Origin of the sequence: Gracilibacillus salinarum, assembly GCF_022919575.1 — a bacterium.
Classification (GTDB): domain Bacteria; phylum Bacillota; class Bacilli; order Bacillales; family Amphibacillaceae; genus Gracilibacillus; species Gracilibacillus salinarum.
Genome location: NZ_CP095071.1, coordinates 583,958 through 599,548 on the forward strand (window position 1 = coordinate 583,958; position 15,591 = coordinate 599,548).

Genomic DNA, 15,591 nt, shown 5'->3' on the forward strand with positions numbered 1-15,591 from the left:
ATTATTCTCCTTTTATAATGTTGCTAAAAATTCTTTCAAGTGCTGTTCTAATTCTTCCATTTGTTCCGAAGAACCGATTGTAATACGAACACCGTTTGGATGGCCTAATGCCTCACCTGAACGTACGATAAAACCTTTTGTTAATAAATATTCAAACAGTGCATCCCCTGATGATGGTAATTTCACAAAAAGAAAATTCGCCTCAGAGTCATAGTAACTCAAGTTCAAATTAGAACAAGCTTTCATAAATGAGTGTTTGTTTCGTAAATTTTCTTCATATGTATGAACTAGAAATGTTTCATCTTCTAATGCACAACGAGCTGCAATTTGCGAAACAGATGTTGTATTAAACGGGCCTCTGGTAATATTGAGATTTGTTGCAATTTCTTCAGAAGAGACACCATAGCCAACGCGAAGGTTTGCTAATCCGTACGCCTTTGAAAAGGTACGTAAAATTACTAAGTTTGGATAATCGTCTAGAAGATTGATGCTGTTTGGATTGTTGTCTGATTCAATATATTCATAGTATGCCTCATCCAATACAACCATTACATCTGTTGGACAATTAGTTAAGAATGTTACTAATTGCTCGCGATTAATTAATGAACCTGTTGGATTGTTTGGTGAACATAACCAGACTACTTTTGTTTGACTATCTATTTTCGAGAGCATCCTATCTAAATCATGGTAACCATCTACTAACGGTACTTCCACAATATCTGCTCCTTGAATTACTGCATTATGCTTATATTGAGGAAAAGTCGGTGTAGCCATAACTGTATTGGTACCAGGTTCTAAATAGCTTCGACAAATCAAATCAACTACTTCATCAGAGCCGCAGCCGAATGTAAGTTGCTTTTCATTAACTTGCAATTTGCCGGCCAAGGATGTTCGAAGTTCTGTAGCATAACCATCAGGGTAAATTTCTAAATGATCAATAATGGTAGGTATTAGTTCTTTTACGTTTGGCGAATAGCCAAAGGGGTTCTCATTAGAAGCTAGTTTTGTTATCTTGGTTAAACCATATTCTTTTTTTACATCCTCGATTTGTTTTCCAGGTGTGTAAGGTGTCATTTGTTTAAATACTTGTTTTGCTTGCACTGGTTTATCTCCTTTCTTTTGTATGATTGCTCTCTACAAGGTCTGGTCTTAATTTTACAGCATCGTTCAAATAAACATGTTCTACTTCTTGCTGCGCCTTATTTGTATTCACTGTCATCATTACACGAATACATTTTGGCAAACTGCCTGGAACTTCAATTTCAGGCATGCACATGACAGGTACATATTTCCAACCTTCTAAAAGCCTTAGTGCTTTAGCAGGAAAAGTTGCATTTAGATCCGTTGTTACAGAGATTAAAACCTGTGCAATGGTTTCAGGATCTATCTCATTTTGGGAGGCCATTTCTTCAATCAATTGTTTCGTAGATTGAATTATTTCATCTGCGTCATTATGCTCTACCGTTACGGCTCCTCGTATTCCTCTTATCATCACGAACCCAACTCTCTCAAGAATTTTTCCAGTAGCCCTGTCAATTCTCCATCATCCACGTTCATAGCTATCGGGTTGCCGATTTCTTTCAATAGGACCATTTGTACTTGGGCATTTTCTGATTTTTTATCTTTCTTCATTCGATTAATCAAATCATCCACTGACAGAGGCGGTAAAGTAAGTGGATAGTTATTGCTAGACAGCCATTGGAACAACTCATTAAAAGGTAGATTACTAGCCAGTTTATCTTCGCTCACTCTAATTGCAAATAGCATGCCAATTGCAACAGCCTCTCCATGGGTAATTCGCCCATATCCTAACTCTGATTCAATAGCGTGTCCCAGCGTATGACCGAAATTCAAAAACTTCCGAATATTTGATTCTTTCTCGTCTTGTTCCACAATGCTCGCCTTTACAGCGATACCTTTCTGAATATGATCAGACAATATCTGTGGCTGGAGTGCTTTGGTTAAATCAATTTTCAGAATATCGGACAAATAATCCTCATTACTGATAAAACCATGTTTCACAACTTCTGCATAACCAGATCGTATTTCTTTTTCAGGTAGCGAATGCAGTGTATCAATATCATACAGTACAGCTTGTGGCGGATAGAAGCTGCCAATTAAATTCTTTCCTTCAGGATGATTAATCGCCACTTTTCCACCAACACTGCTATCATGGGCTAGAATAGTAGTAGGAACTTGAATAAAGTCGATACCACGCATGTATGTTGATGCTACAAACCCTGCCAAATCACCAATCATTCCGCCACCTAATGCTATTATTAATGACTTGCGATCCAGTTGATAATTAATGGCATCTGTCAATAACTGATAGTATTGGTTAATACTCTTAGAAGACTCTCCTGCAGGGACCACACTGACATGGACCTTAGTAACAGCAGATAAGTGGCGAACCACTTTATCTGCATATAAGGAATGGACTTCTGCGTCTGTTATCACTAGAATATTTTTATACTTTCGAGGCAAGTATTGATCAATATGATTAATAATATCTTTACCAACTACCACATCATATTGATTAGTACTCGTTTTGATCGTCTGTTTATGCATTAGAAGCACCTGATTTCCTCACGGTATTGATCAATCGCTTCTTTTAATTTAGGGAACTGATCATTTGGGAACTGTTCTAATATTGCTTTAGCAACTTCGAATGCTACGACATGCTCCATAACAACTGCAGCAGCAGGTACAGCACAAGAATCAGATCGCTCAATACTTGCATTGAAAGGTTCTTTTGATTCAATATCGACACTTTGCAATGGTTTATATAAGGTCGGAATTGGTTTCATCACACCTTTGACAATTACTGGCATTCCTGTAGTCATACCACCTTCAAAACCGCCAAGACGATTGGTTCTTCTGTAGAAACCTCGTTCTTCAGACCATAATATTTCATCATGAACGTCACTTCCGTTTTTACGAGCTGCTTCAAAACCTATTCCAAATTCTACCCCTTTGAATGCATTAATGCTTTGTACAGCACCAGCTATACGCCCATCAAGCTTACGATCATAATGGACATAGGAACCAAGTCCAGCCGGAAGTCCTTCTATCGACACTTCACAAACACCACCGATAGAATCTCCTTCTTTCTTCGCAATATCGATTGCATCCATCATTTGCTTGCCGACTGTTTCATCTAAGCAACGAACTGGCGATTCTTCAGAAATTTTAATCTTTTCTTTTATGGATAATTCAGGCTTTTCAGCTGCTTTGATACCGGCGATTTCTTTCACATAGCCGACAATTTCAATATCCAAGTGTTTTAACAATGTTTTAGCTACTGCACCAGCAGCAACACGTGCAGTTGTCTCACGTGCTGATGAACGCTCCAGTATATTACGCATATCACGATGGCCGTATTTTAATGCACCATTCAAATCAGCATGACCAGGACGCGCCCTAGTTACTACGCGGCGAATCTTTTGGTCCTCTTCTACAGGATCTTCACCCATTACATCGATCCAATGCTTAAAATCATCATTATGCACTACTAGAGCAATTGGTGAGCCTAGCGTGTAGCCGTGGCGCACTCCTCCAACAATATCTACTAAATCTTTCTCTATCTGCATTCGCTTCCCTCTTCCATGCCCTTTCTGACGGCGAAGTAGAGAGTGATTTATATCATCTTGTGTCAATGGCATCCGTGCCGGTAAACCTTCTATAATTGTAGTTTGCTGCTTACCATGTGATTCACCTGCTGTTAAATAACGCATGATTATCCCCCTTAATAATTATTTTTGTATTAATATACCATAGCGAAACGGTACTGTGTGTAAATTTTCTGATTTTTTTGTCAATTATTTTTTTTGTAAAAAAAAGTGTCGAATACTTCTAATCCATATTGATCTGGTGAAAAAATTTGCTCTGTACTTCCAACAAAAAAGATTCCATCCTTTGCCAGCGCACGACTAAATTGTTGATAAACTGTACGCTTTGCCTCTTCAGTAAAGTAGATCAATACGTTGCGACATACGATGAGATCGACTTGAGCTGGATACGTATCTGCTAATAGATTATGTTGTTGGAAACGTATGGTTTCCTTTAATTTTTCATCGATCTTATATGTATCCCCTTCTTGATGAAAATATTGCTTTTTCATATCGGGCGGTACTTCTTGTAACGCTCTTTCCTTATAAATACCTTGTTTAGCTCTTGCCAGAACATTCTGATCAATATCTGTTGCAATGATCTCAATGTCAGATGCTTGCCAGAATTGATTGGCGATTATCGCTAGTGTATAAGGTTCTTCGCCTGTAGAACAAGCAGCACTCCAAATTCTAATGCCATTCTTCTTTTTGGAAAGCGCAGGAAAGATTTGTTTCTCCAACACTTCCCATCGAGAAGGATTTCGAAAAAATTCGGAAACATTGATCGTCACTTTATCAAGAAACTCATTCATTACTTGCTGATCAGTATTGATCACTTGAAAAAAGTCATGAAATGAATGGAATCCTAACTTATTACGCAAAGATGTTAATCGCCTTTTCATTTGAGCTTCTTTGTATAAAGATAAATCAAGGCCTGTTTTTTTGTAAACTTGACTAGTAAAGGCTTGATAATCTGACATCTTCCGTCTCCCTTAATCGCTTTTTTCTAATTATGACAACCAGTTATCTATATCTTTCGTATAATTCTGAATTTCTTCAGGGGCAAAAAATAACTGTATTTCCCGCTCTGCACTTTCTAACGAATCAGAACCATGAATGATATTTCGATGTGTCACCATACCAAAATCACCGCGGATCGTCCCGACAGCAGCTGCTTGAGGATTTGTTTTCCCCATCATTGTTCTAGAAGTTTCGATAACATTCTCTCCTTGCCAGACCATTGCAAATACTGGTCCTGAAGTGATGAAAGATACTAAATCTCCAAAGAATGGTTTATCTTTATGCTCTGCATAATGGTTCTTTGCTGTAGCTTCTGGAATTGTCATAAGCTTAGCTGCTAGTAGTTTAAATCCTTTTTGTTCAAATCTTTTTACAATTTCACCAATTAGATTTCGTTGTACTGCATCTGGTTTTATCATCAAAAACGTTTTTTCCATGTTATCACCTCATTATAATTTTCTGTTGCCTATATAATTTGCAATTTTAGCTAACGCATCTTTAGCCTGATTGGCTGGTAATAATTCTAAAGAATCATACGCTTTTCTAAGATAGAGATCACTTACAGTTCTTGCTTGTGAAATCGCGTCTGATTTTGCAATCTGCTCAATAATTGGACGCATTCGTTCCGGATTTACTTCCTGCCTGTTTTCGAAAGCTTTTTCTAAATCCTTTTTTATGTAATTATTCTCTAATGCATACAGAACTGGCAACGTTATATTTCCTTGAATCAAGTCACTGCCTGCAGGTTTACCCAGTTCCTTCTCTGATGCTGTAAAATCCAATATATCATCAATGATTTGATATGACATGCCCATGTAATATCCGTAACGGAATAAAGCTTTCTCTGTATGATCATCTGTATTTGCCACAATGGCTCCTAACTGACAACTTGATGATATTAACAGTGCTGTTTTACGTTTGATTCTTCGTAAGTATGTTCGTAAATCTTGTTGAAGGTTATATTTGTCTTTAATTTGTTCAATCTCGCCAACGGTAAGCTCCATCATTGTTTTTGCTAAAATTTGATGTGCCCTGGGCTTATCAATATCAGTAAATTGCTGGAGAGCTTTAGCAAATATGTAATCACCTGTTAGCATCGCAACTTGATTATCCCAATTTGCTTTTACAGTCGGTTTTCCTCTTCTCATATTGGAATCGTCAATCACATCATCATGCACCAGCGAAGCCATGTGAATTAACTCTAGTGAACTAGCTACATTCTTTATATGATTCAGATTGTATTCTCCGAATTTAGAGGCTAATACTACAAATACCGGCCTTAATCGCTTACCGCCAGCTTTCAATAATTGAATAGAGGCTTCATGCAGAACAGGCTGATCTGCGTAAACCGTTTTTTCAAGCGCATCTTCAATTTCGGATAAATCTTTTTTGATAAATGCATATGTCTTTGCAAGCTTCATATCATGTCACCTTTATTTCTTCCCTTGTTTTTCACCTAGATGCACGGCTGCCACGCCACCTGTATAACTTTTGTACTGTACATTGATAAGCCCTGCATCTTCAAATAGTCTTTTCAGCGGCTCTTTATCAGGAAAATCTTTAGCAGATTCATGCAACCAGACGTACTCTTGATAGCTTTTTGCGAAAATCTTCCCAAATAAAGGCATAATATTTTTAAAATAGAAATAGTAGATTTTACGAAATAAAGTCCCGGTGGGCTGAGAAGTTTCTAGACAAACCACTGTTCCCCCTGGCTTTACTACGCGGTGCATTTCTTTCAAAGTTTGTAAATAATCGGGGACATTTCGCAACCCGAAACCGATGGTAACATAATCAAAATAATTATCTTCAAATGGCAAATCCATCGCATTGCCATGTACAAACTCCACATTATCGAAAGAATGCTGCTGCTTTCTATCCTCAGCTACCGACAGCATATTTTGGCTGAAATCAAGACCAACCACTTCACCGTCATCTCCAACTGCCTCTGACAATGCAAATGACCAGTCACCTGTCCCGCAGCAAACATCCAATGCTTTTTCCCCATTTTCAACTTGCATCTTTTTCATTACATCATACCGCCACTTTTTATGACGTTGAAACGAGATGATGGAGTTCATATGATCATAATTACTATAGATTTTTTCAAATACCTGATGTACTTTTTCTTCTTTTGATTGTTTCGTCATTGTGATAATCCTTCTTCCAGTACCATATTCCAATTGTTCTCTGATCTAAGCTGAAACAAATCAAGATCTTTAGGAATAACAGCTTGCTCTTTATTAGCAGCAAGTGTATCTAATTCATAAGAGACCTTTGAGATATATTGTTTCAATGCTTTAGCAAGCTGCATGTTATCATGTATTGTATCAATATTTTCTTTTGCCAGACGATGAAAGAAAGTGTTACCCCTTTTTTGGAGTGAGACAAGTTCAAACTCGAGACGCTTGAGAATAATCCATTTGCTTAGATAACGGTTATTCTCTAATTTATTTACATAATGCGCCACTTTATCAATCAGAACACATTCAATTACTTGATAGTCCGACATAAAATGATTAAAGTCACGATACTTACTGTAATAGAACGTCATCTTCGCCTGTGTCATTTCATTGATTCCATCGGCAAGAAGGCGAATAAAGCTGATGTTATCAATATTAGCTAGAAGATGATAATAGATGCCAGAATAGTAATCACCGGCGAGTACAGTTAGCTGCTGTTCCATTACATTTCCATCGTTAAAATGAACATTGATTTGATCATGCGTGTTTAAAGCAATCTGCACGAGCATTGTAGTTCGGACTAATTCATCCTGGTTTGGTTTATCTTTCACGAGAGTGTCGATAGCGACAATTTTATGTATATCTAGTTCAGGACGATGCAGATGTTTGCTCAAAAAACTTTGATGGATGGTCTGATGTATTAAATTTGTATAGTATTTTATCGTTTCTGTATATGTCATTATACTCACCGCAATTCTTCAAAATCCTATTCTATTTTAACATAGTATAACATAAGTTTACATCATCCTGACCAGATTAAACTTGTTACGATTAGTGGGAAGGATTTTTTAGAGAGGTCAATTGATTAAGAGGTATGAAAAAAGGGTGCGCTATGCACCCTTTTTATTGCCCATATGTAATACCATATTATTTTACGATATCTTTAAGGGCTTTACCTGGTTTAAAAGCAGGCACTTTGCTTGCTGGAATTTCGATTTCATCCCCAGTTTGTGGATTACGCCCTTTACGTGCAGCACGCTCGCGTACTTCAAAATTACCAAAACCAATTAGTTGTACTTTTTCGCTATCTTTTAGTGAATCCATGATAGATTCAAAAACTGCATCTACAGCTTTTGTTGCATCTTTTTTAGAAAGTTCACTTTTTTCAGCAACTGCATTGATTAGATCTGTTTTGTTCATGATATTCACCTCCTCCCAATGTAAGCTATAAATTTTTAACAAATGGAATATTTATAGCTAATTGCCATCTTTAAATGATGACAAGGCTTATCATAACTGAGATTTAAAGATAATTCAACAATTTATAGCCATTCAGCAAGAAAAAAATAATATTTTGTCTTTTTCTTGTTAAGTTAACATGAATGTTATCACATGTAATTTCACGATGCAAGTGTTTTCAAACGTTGATATACTAATATTTTGAATATCTTTCCTGTTCTATTACCTATTATTGACAGATAACGAACCGAGTATACTACAAAATCATTGGAATAAGCACTATCTCTAGCTTTATTTTGCGTATTCTGCTGGAAGAACAACAATTTGGTTGCATATTAAATAAGTGGTTCAATCCATTTTACGATTAGTTCATTCTGCATTTTCACCCCACTTCTTTTTTGCTGACCTTCTATATTTCCCGCTCTTCAACAAAAAAAGAAACGCGATTTAACATCGCATTTCTTTCATTAGCAAATATGAGATATATACAAAATTTTGTAATAACTGCTTTGTTTCTAGATCATCAGCGCGTGCTATCGTTTTTTTATGAATAAAGAAAACATGTAAGTACAATCATAAAAGTAATCATACTGAATAGGAAGATAGGTTCTGATAATATGGATTAAGCACATATTTCATTTCAAAATTACCACATTGACATACAAAAAAAGCGTAATGTCAATACATTAACGCTTTTTTCAATATAGTTATAGTATGATGGCGATTAGACCGCCTGACCCTTCATTGATGATGCGCTCTAAGGTTTCTTTCAATTTAAATCTGGCATTTTCCGGCATTAATGACAGTTTAGCCTGGATTCCTTCTCTTACAATAGAGCTTAAAGAGCGTCCAAAAATATCAGATTGCCAGATAGAAAGTGGGTCTTCTTCAAAGTCTTGCATGAGGTAGCGAACTAACTCCTCACTTTGTTTTTCAGTACCGATAATTGGTGCAAACTCTGACTCCACATCCACTTTGATCATGTGAATGGAAGGTGCAACAGCTTTTAATCTAACACCGAAACGAGGTCCTTGACGGATAATTTCAGGCTCTTCTAATGCCATGTCCGATAAAGCAGGTGCAGCTACTCCGTACCCTGTTTGCTTCACCATTTTTAATGCATCGGATATTTGGTCATATTCACGTTTCGCATTGGTAAACTCTTGCATAAGCTGAAGCAGGTGGTCTTTCCCACGTATCTCTTCGCCTACAATTTCTTTTAATACCTGGTCATATAACTCATCCGGTGCATGAAGGTCGATATCTGCAACCCCTTCACCCATTTCAATTCCCGCTAAAGAGGCTTGTTGAATGTAATCAAATTGATCAAATTGACCAATCACATGGTCTACATCACGCAAACGCCTAATGTCTTTAACAGTCTCTTCAATCGCAAGCTGATAATTTTTACGAAGCCAATGTGACTCGTCAAGCACTAATACCCAGCTAGGTAAATTAACGTTCACTTCAAGTACTGGAAACTCATATAAAACCTCACGCAGAACATTATTCACGTCATGCTCTGACATGCTTTCAACACTCATAGATAATACTGGTATATCATGCTTCTCAGATAGTTCTTGTCTTAATAATTCCGTTTCCTGATTATAAGGTTGCACAGAGTTGATGATCATGATGAAAGGTTTTCCAACTTCTTTTAGTTCGTCCACCACACGATTTTCTGCCTCTTCATAATCTTCACGAGGAATCTCACCGATTGAGCCATCTGTTGTGACCACAATTCCCATAGTAGAGTGTTCCTGGATGACTTTACGTGTTCCGATTTCCGCAGCATCATGAAAAGGAATTGGTTCTTCATACCAAGGTGTATGAATCATTCTTGGACCATTCTCATCTTCGAATCCTTGTGCACTGTTTACCGTATACCCTACACAATCTACTAATCGGACATTTACCTCTAATCCTTCTTCTACTGTTAAAGATACTGCTTGATTTGGAACAAATTTTGGCTCTGTAGTCATAATCGTCTTTCCTGCAGCGCTTTGAGGTAGCTCATCTTGTGCTCTAAGTCTATCACTTTCATTCGCGATATTAGGCAAGACCGTCTTTTCCATGAACTTCTTAATAAATGTCGACTTCCCTGTTCGAACTGCACCTACGACTCCTAAATAAATATCACCATTCGTGCGCTTTGAAATATCCTTGAAGATATCTACCCTTTCCAAATGATCCCCTCCCGATCTGTTCGACCTCATCATTCATTCGAATCTTTGACAATTCTATTCTATGATGTTGTCCTACTATTTTATGCAAAATATTCGCATAATAAATAAACTTTCATGGAATATACGTCAACTCAGTTATCCAGTACTAATGACAAGTTATGATAGGGGATCAATGAATATGCCTATTTATTAAAAACTTGGCCAATTCATTATGACTGATATACGATACAAGGAGTAACGATGAAATCGACTATCTTTTTTAATATAGACCAAGCTTTGCCCGGCGGGATAATCAACAGCAGTATGTAAAAGCTACCTAATAACGTCGTTTATGTTAGTTTGCTAGGAGGTCATTTTGTATTAATTCTTATGCTTTGATACCGATTCGGTCAACCACATCACTAGGATAGGAGCTCTACAACCCCTGAAAGATCAAACATATAGAGAGCATATGCCAAAATTTTTATACTCCATACACTTTCAGTTTCACTACGTCGAACTTCTTCGTCACTAAAATTTTGACCGGTCCTAATTGACATAAATTATATACAACTACCTATAATGTGGATTATGTAAACAAAGGCTGTATTGCAAAATAGTCATTTTGATATTTTTTATCTGCTTAGCAAAGCTCCGGAAATAGGCTCCGCGTCCTGTGGGCACGGCTTCAGCTAATTTAGGAAAGAAAATTCTTTTCTTTCCTAAATGGATCTTCAGCTCGCGCTGATTCCACGGGAGTCTCCGCCTATTTCCTACGCTTTAGGGAAGTGCTACAACTAATGGAACAGCTAAAAGCAGTGGTTCTAGGCATTATGTTAATCATTCAATACCTGTTATATAGGGATGAGTGATCAATATGTTATATCTTAAAAAGGTTGTAGAGTACCAATTTTAGCGTAGGCCAACCACGTAGACTCCCGCGGGACAGGCAGGCGCTGAAGATCCACAACGTCTGCACCTGCGTCTACTAGTAATGCTTCGAAGTTGGCTTCCTCGGTGCAAGGCAGCAAAGAAGTAACGCAAGTAGTAGCCTAGCTTCAGCCGTACCCCGCAGGACGCGGAGTGGTTGGACGGAGCGGTATCCAAGCACATTGAATATCTCAATATGGCTGCTTGGCTAGCGATGGCTAGTTAACATAATCCACATTATAGGAACTCATATTCATCTTTTTTTCGTGGGAAATTGCAGAACGTTGCGTCGTTTATGGACACCCGTGTGGTCTTAGCTGTTTATGTTAGAAAACTGAACGAAAAGTTAAGACGCTTTCTCACTTCACAAAAAAACTTACCCAAATTGGATAAGTTTTTCTCATTGATTACCAACCTTCTTCCAGATCAGTTGCGAAAGCTGGTTCTCCTTCTTTTATTGTATAGGGAATACTGTATGCAGGTACAACCGGATAATCTTTTATTAAGATAGGACGAATATCATCTCCATTCTTATATTGATGATCTTTACTTTGGAGAGCTTGATAAAGATCAATCCGGTAATCAATCAGTAATTCACCTTCTGCAGTAATATATACAGGTAAAGTATTTTTTGAATAAGGACTGTGTACTTGCGGTTTAGCATCCAAGTTTAGTTTCTCATAGTCCAATTCATAAATACCTTCTGCTACTTTCTCACCGAATGGAGGATATGTATGATCACTGCGATAGATAAAAAGTCGTTGTTGAATGGTACGGATCTCATCTGTTAAATGTAAATCAATCACTTTAACAGTAGGGTTGTCTTCCACATCAACAAGTACATATTGATAACTTCCACCGTTTTCAAATGCAGTAGCAGGAATCGATTGAATAAGTGCTCGTTGTTTTAACATACTGAAATCGATCACATATTTTTGATATAATGGCGTGTCATTTTCTTTTGTTTGAATGGGTAATAACCCTCCAGTTTGTTCCGCATATTGATCAATTGCTTGTTGTACAGTTTCGAGCTGGTTATCATTTGAAATCTGATTTTCACTTAAATTTTCTTCCGGGTACATACAACCAGTCAGAAAAATAACACTCACTATTAGTGCTGTGATTTTATGTAACATTACGTCTATCTCATCCTCCTTATTAGGCACCCGTAGGTCCACTTAAAACAACTAAGGCAATAATGATCCCACCAAAGAATAAGCAAACGTATGCAATAACTGCTACAATGATGGATAGCATACCTTTCAATTTATACCTGCTCAACAATATTAACACTATTGCAAGAATGAGTGCACCCATTCCTCCAAAGGAGATCCACATTTTCATTAATGAAGCTGACAACTGGTTTTCATCCTCTCTTGGCATAATTCGATAAAGATTCGCTACATATTATAACATAGTTTTCAAAGAGAGATAACTAAATGTTAACAGTATGGCAAACTTGTATTATCTAGGCTTATCCCACGAATACACAACAAAAAAACCGAAGCAGTAGGGGAAGATCTACTCCGGTTAATGACTAAATAAATACCCATTATCACCCTGAAAGTGAATGCTTGTGCGGTTTATTGTATGCGAAGCAATATTACCTTGCATCCTCATGTGCCTATGAATACTAATTTTTAAATAATTTACTTAAAGTACCCATGTCCTTAGGCATATTATTATTGATAATCGCCTTAACAATTTTATCTTCTTTTTGTTTAGAAACAGGTTTACCTGAGAGGCGAGCCAATTGCTTCACTAATTTTCTCACTGTTTTTTCATCAGAAAAATCAGCACTTTGAACCGATTGGGCCACTTTCATGATTTGATCCGGTTGAATATTGGATTTTTTCTGAATTTGATCGAACATATTTTGTTTAAAGTCACTCAAAATAACTCCTCCTAACTACTATAGTCATTCCTATAGTATGCAAGGAGGAGTTAAACAGTTAATCCTTATCTCGATTAAATAGAATGTCAGAAATATCGTCAATTTCTGTTGTGCGATCTCTTGCCATTAAATCATCTACTACTTTTTTAGGTGATTTATTTTGATGAATGACGTCATATATACCTGTCGTGATCGGCATTTCTATCTGCTCTTCCCTAGCTAACTGAGTCACTGCGTCTGTTGTACGAATTCCCTCTACGACCATTCCCATCTTACTGAGAACATCTTCTAATGCATTTCCTTGGCCAAGTAAGTTACCTGCTCGCCAGTTTCTACTGTGAGAGCTTGTACACGTTACTATGAGATCACCAACACCCGTTAATCCAATAAAAGTCAACGGATTCGCACCCTTTACAGAAGCCAAGCGAGTGATTTCAGCAAGTCCTCTTGTAATTAATGCTGCTTTGGCATTATCTCCATAACCAAGCCCGTCGGAAATTCCAGCACCTAAAGCAATAATATTCTTTAGAGCGCCTCCTAATTCTACTCCGATTACATCTGTACTCGTGTACACTCTGAAATATTGATTCATAAATAAATCTTGTGTGAACGCTGCTAACGATTCATCTTCAGAAGCAGCCGTTACAGTAGTAGGGTGTTTTAAGCTTACTTCCTCAGCGTGGCTCGGGCCTGACAGTACAACTACGTCCTGATATTGAGTACGATTCAATTCTTCATCAATCATTTCAGAAATACGGTAATGACTGTCAGGTTCGATGCCCTTACTAGCATGAATCAGAACAACCTGGTGATGAAGAACCTGCTTTAATCGTTGACATGTCTCTCGAATGGCTTTGGTTGGTACCACTAATACAATAGCCTCTACATCTTTAATAGCCATTGTTAAATCATCATGAATTGATAAAGAAGGTGGCAATGGAATGTCAGGAAGATATTTCGCATTCTTTCCCTCTTGTTCCATTCTTTGCTTTTGTTCCGTATTATGTGTCCATATTCTAACATCATGATTATTCTCACATAATACCATTGCTAAAGCTGTTCCCCAGCTGCCTGCTCCAAGTACAGCTACTTTTGACATGCTGATCACCTCTAACTACGTTTTCTCGCATATATTTTAATCGGTGTACCTTCAAAGCCGAACGCTTCACGAATCTGATTCTCAAGGAATCGTTCATACGAAAAATGCATAAGCTCTGGATCATTCACGAATACCACAAATGTCGGTGGTTTTACAGCGACCTGTGTCGCATAAAGAACCTTCAATTTCTTTCCGTGTTTAGATGGTGCTGGGTTAATCGCAAGTGCATCCATGATGACATCATTTAATACATTTGTTTCCACCCGTTTTGTATGGTTTTCGCTTGCTTGAATAACTTTCGGTAATAACGTGTGAATCCGTTTTTTTGTTTTCGCTGATAAATAAATGATAGGAGCATAATCTAAAAATTGAAAATGCGCTCGTACTTGCTCTTCAAATTCTTTAATTGCCTGATCATGTTGGAGGATCGTATCCCATTTATTTACAACAATGACGACTGCCTTACCAGCGTCATGAGCATAGCCTGCAATTTTTTTATCTTGTTCAATTATACCTGATTCAGCATCAATTAATGTCAAAACAACATCAGACCGTTCGATCGCCTTCAATGCACGAAGAATGCTGTATTTTTCGGTAGTTTCATAGATTTTTCCACGCTTGCGCATTCCGGCTGTATCAATGATCACAAACTCTCGTTCATCTTTTTCAAAATTTGTATCGATCGCATCCCTTGTCGTACCAGCAATATCACTGACAATGACACGTTCTTCATTTAGAAGTGCATTAACTAAAGATGACTTCCCGACATTCGGTCTTCCGATCAAGCTGAAATGAATAATATCATCATCCACTATTTCATTTTCGCGTTCTGGAAATAAATGAACAACACTATCTAATAAATCACCTAGACCTAGACCATGAGTTCCTGAAATCGGATATGGTTCTCCAAATCCTAATGCATAGAATTCATAAATCTGCTCACGCATATCAGGGTTATCTACTTTATTTACTGCCAGTACCACTGGTTTATTTGATTTATACAATATTTTGGCAACTTCCTCGTCGGCAGCTGTAATCCCTTCTCTTCCATTGACAAGAAAAATGATTACATCAGCTTCACGAATTGCAACTTCTGCTTGTTCACGCATTTGTATTAATAATGGTTCATCACCTATTTCAATACCGCCTGTATCAATTAAACGAAAAGTGGAGTTAAGCCACTCTGCTTTGGCGTATATCCGATCCCGTGTTACCCCAGGGATATCTTCAACAATGGAAATTCTCTCGCCTACCAATCGATTAAAGATGGTAGACTTCCCTACATTCGGCCTTCCTACAATTGCTACTACAGAATTTCTCATGAAGGCACATCCTTCCTACTAATTAATTTTCTGCTATATTTGTGTAAATTATCACTTTACTAAATTACCATAACTGCACCGATGAAGACAAGTTTATTCCTTTTAGTTTACATAATAATATTATCGTCTAC

Annotated in this window: 16 protein-coding genes; all 16 read right to left on the bottom strand. The window is 37.4% G+C overall.

The features are described 5' to 3' along the window. Positions 1–12: 12 nt before the first annotated feature. The 16 genes from hisC to der all read right to left on the bottom strand — a co-directional run bounded on the left by hisC (position 13) and on the right by der (position 15,460). Positions 13–1,101 (bottom strand): histidinol-phosphate transaminase, encoded by a 1,089-nt coding sequence (gene hisC / locus MUN87_RS02915; protein ID WP_244746147.1) that lies wholly within the window; start codon positions 1,099–1,101, stop codon positions 13–15. A gap of 4 nt (positions 1,102–1,105) precedes the next feature. Then, a complete protein-coding gene (aroH, locus tag MUN87_RS02920) occupies positions 1,106–1,492 on the bottom strand; it encodes a chorismate mutase (RefSeq protein WP_244746148.1) in 387 nt (128 codons plus the stop codon). After that, positions 1,492–2,568, bottom strand: a complete 1,077-nt coding sequence (aroB, locus tag MUN87_RS02925; protein ID WP_244746149.1) for a 3-dehydroquinate synthase — start codon at positions 2,566–2,568, stop codon at positions 1,492–1,494. Before aroB ends, aroH begins: the two co-directional genes overlap by 1 nt. Next, on the bottom strand, positions 2,568–3,734 hold the full coding sequence (gene aroC, locus MUN87_RS02930) for a chorismate synthase (RefSeq protein ID WP_244746150.1): 1,167 nt from the start codon (positions 3,732–3,734) through the stop codon (positions 2,568–2,570). Before aroC ends, aroB begins: the two co-directional genes overlap by 1 nt. An 80-nt stretch (positions 3,735–3,814) precedes the next feature. Beyond that, positions 3,815–4,588 carry a CheR family methyltransferase gene (locus MUN87_RS02935; RefSeq protein WP_244746151.1) on the bottom strand — a complete coding sequence of 258 codons (774 nt, stop codon included), beginning with the start codon at positions 4,586–4,588 and terminating at the stop codon, positions 3,815–3,817. 30 nt (positions 4,589–4,618) lie between these two features. Continuing rightward, a complete protein-coding gene (gene ndk, locus MUN87_RS02940) occupies positions 4,619–5,065 on the bottom strand; it encodes a nucleoside-diphosphate kinase (protein WP_244746152.1) in 447 nt (148 codons plus the stop codon). Positions 5,066–5,077: 12 nt separating this feature from the next. Beyond that, on the bottom strand, positions 5,078–6,049 hold the full coding sequence (gene hepT, locus MUN87_RS02945) for a heptaprenyl diphosphate synthase component II (RefSeq protein WP_244746153.1): 972 nt from the start codon (positions 6,047–6,049) through the stop codon (positions 5,078–5,080). Positions 6,050–6,061: 12 nt separating this feature from the next. After that, positions 6,062–6,778 (bottom strand): demethylmenaquinone methyltransferase, encoded by a 717-nt coding sequence (locus tag MUN87_RS02950; RefSeq protein ID WP_244746154.1) that lies wholly within the window; start codon positions 6,776–6,778, stop codon positions 6,062–6,064. Beyond that, positions 6,775–7,551: a heptaprenyl diphosphate synthase component 1 gene (locus MUN87_RS02955; protein ID WP_244746155.1), complete on the bottom strand. Its 777-nt coding sequence runs from the start codon at positions 7,549–7,551 to the stop codon at positions 6,775–6,777. Before MUN87_RS02955 ends, MUN87_RS02950 begins: the two co-directional genes overlap by 4 nt. Before the next feature lie 187 nt (positions 7,552–7,738). Then, positions 7,739–8,011, bottom strand: a complete 273-nt coding sequence (gene hbs, locus MUN87_RS02960) for a non-specific DNA-binding protein Hbs (RefSeq protein ID WP_244716843.1) — start codon at positions 8,009–8,011, stop codon at positions 7,739–7,741. 746 nt (positions 8,012–8,757) lie between these two features. Then, a complete protein-coding gene (gene spoIVA / locus MUN87_RS02965; RefSeq protein ID WP_244746156.1) occupies positions 8,758–10,236 on the bottom strand; it encodes a stage IV sporulation protein A in 1,479 nt (492 codons plus the stop codon). Positions 10,237–11,552: 1,316 nt separating this feature from the next. Continuing rightward, on the bottom strand, positions 11,553–12,281 hold the full coding sequence (locus MUN87_RS02970) for a YphF family lipoprotein (RefSeq protein WP_244746157.1): 729 nt from the start codon (positions 12,279–12,281) through the stop codon (positions 11,553–11,555). 22 nt (positions 12,282–12,303) lie between these two features. Beyond that, a complete protein-coding gene (locus tag MUN87_RS02975; RefSeq protein WP_244746159.1) occupies positions 12,304–12,504 on the bottom strand; it encodes a DUF2768 domain-containing protein in 201 nt (66 codons plus the stop codon). A 274-nt stretch (positions 12,505–12,778) separates the two neighbouring features. Next, complete coding sequence (locus MUN87_RS02980; protein ID WP_244746161.1) at positions 12,779–13,039, bottom strand: stage VI sporulation protein F; 261 nt, start codon at positions 13,037–13,039, stop codon at positions 12,779–12,781. A 58-nt stretch (positions 13,040–13,097) separates the two neighbouring features. Beyond that, the gene (locus tag MUN87_RS02985) at positions 13,098–14,138 is read right to left on the bottom strand and encodes an NAD(P)H-dependent glycerol-3-phosphate dehydrogenase (RefSeq protein ID WP_244746163.1); all 1,041 of its coding nucleotides are present in this window, start codon (positions 14,136–14,138) and stop codon (positions 13,098–13,100) included. 11 nt (positions 14,139–14,149) lie between these two features. Next, a complete protein-coding gene (gene der / locus MUN87_RS02990) occupies positions 14,150–15,460 on the bottom strand; it encodes a ribosome biogenesis GTPase Der (protein ID WP_244746165.1) in 1,311 nt (436 codons plus the stop codon). Positions 15,461–15,591: the final 131 nt, after the last annotated feature.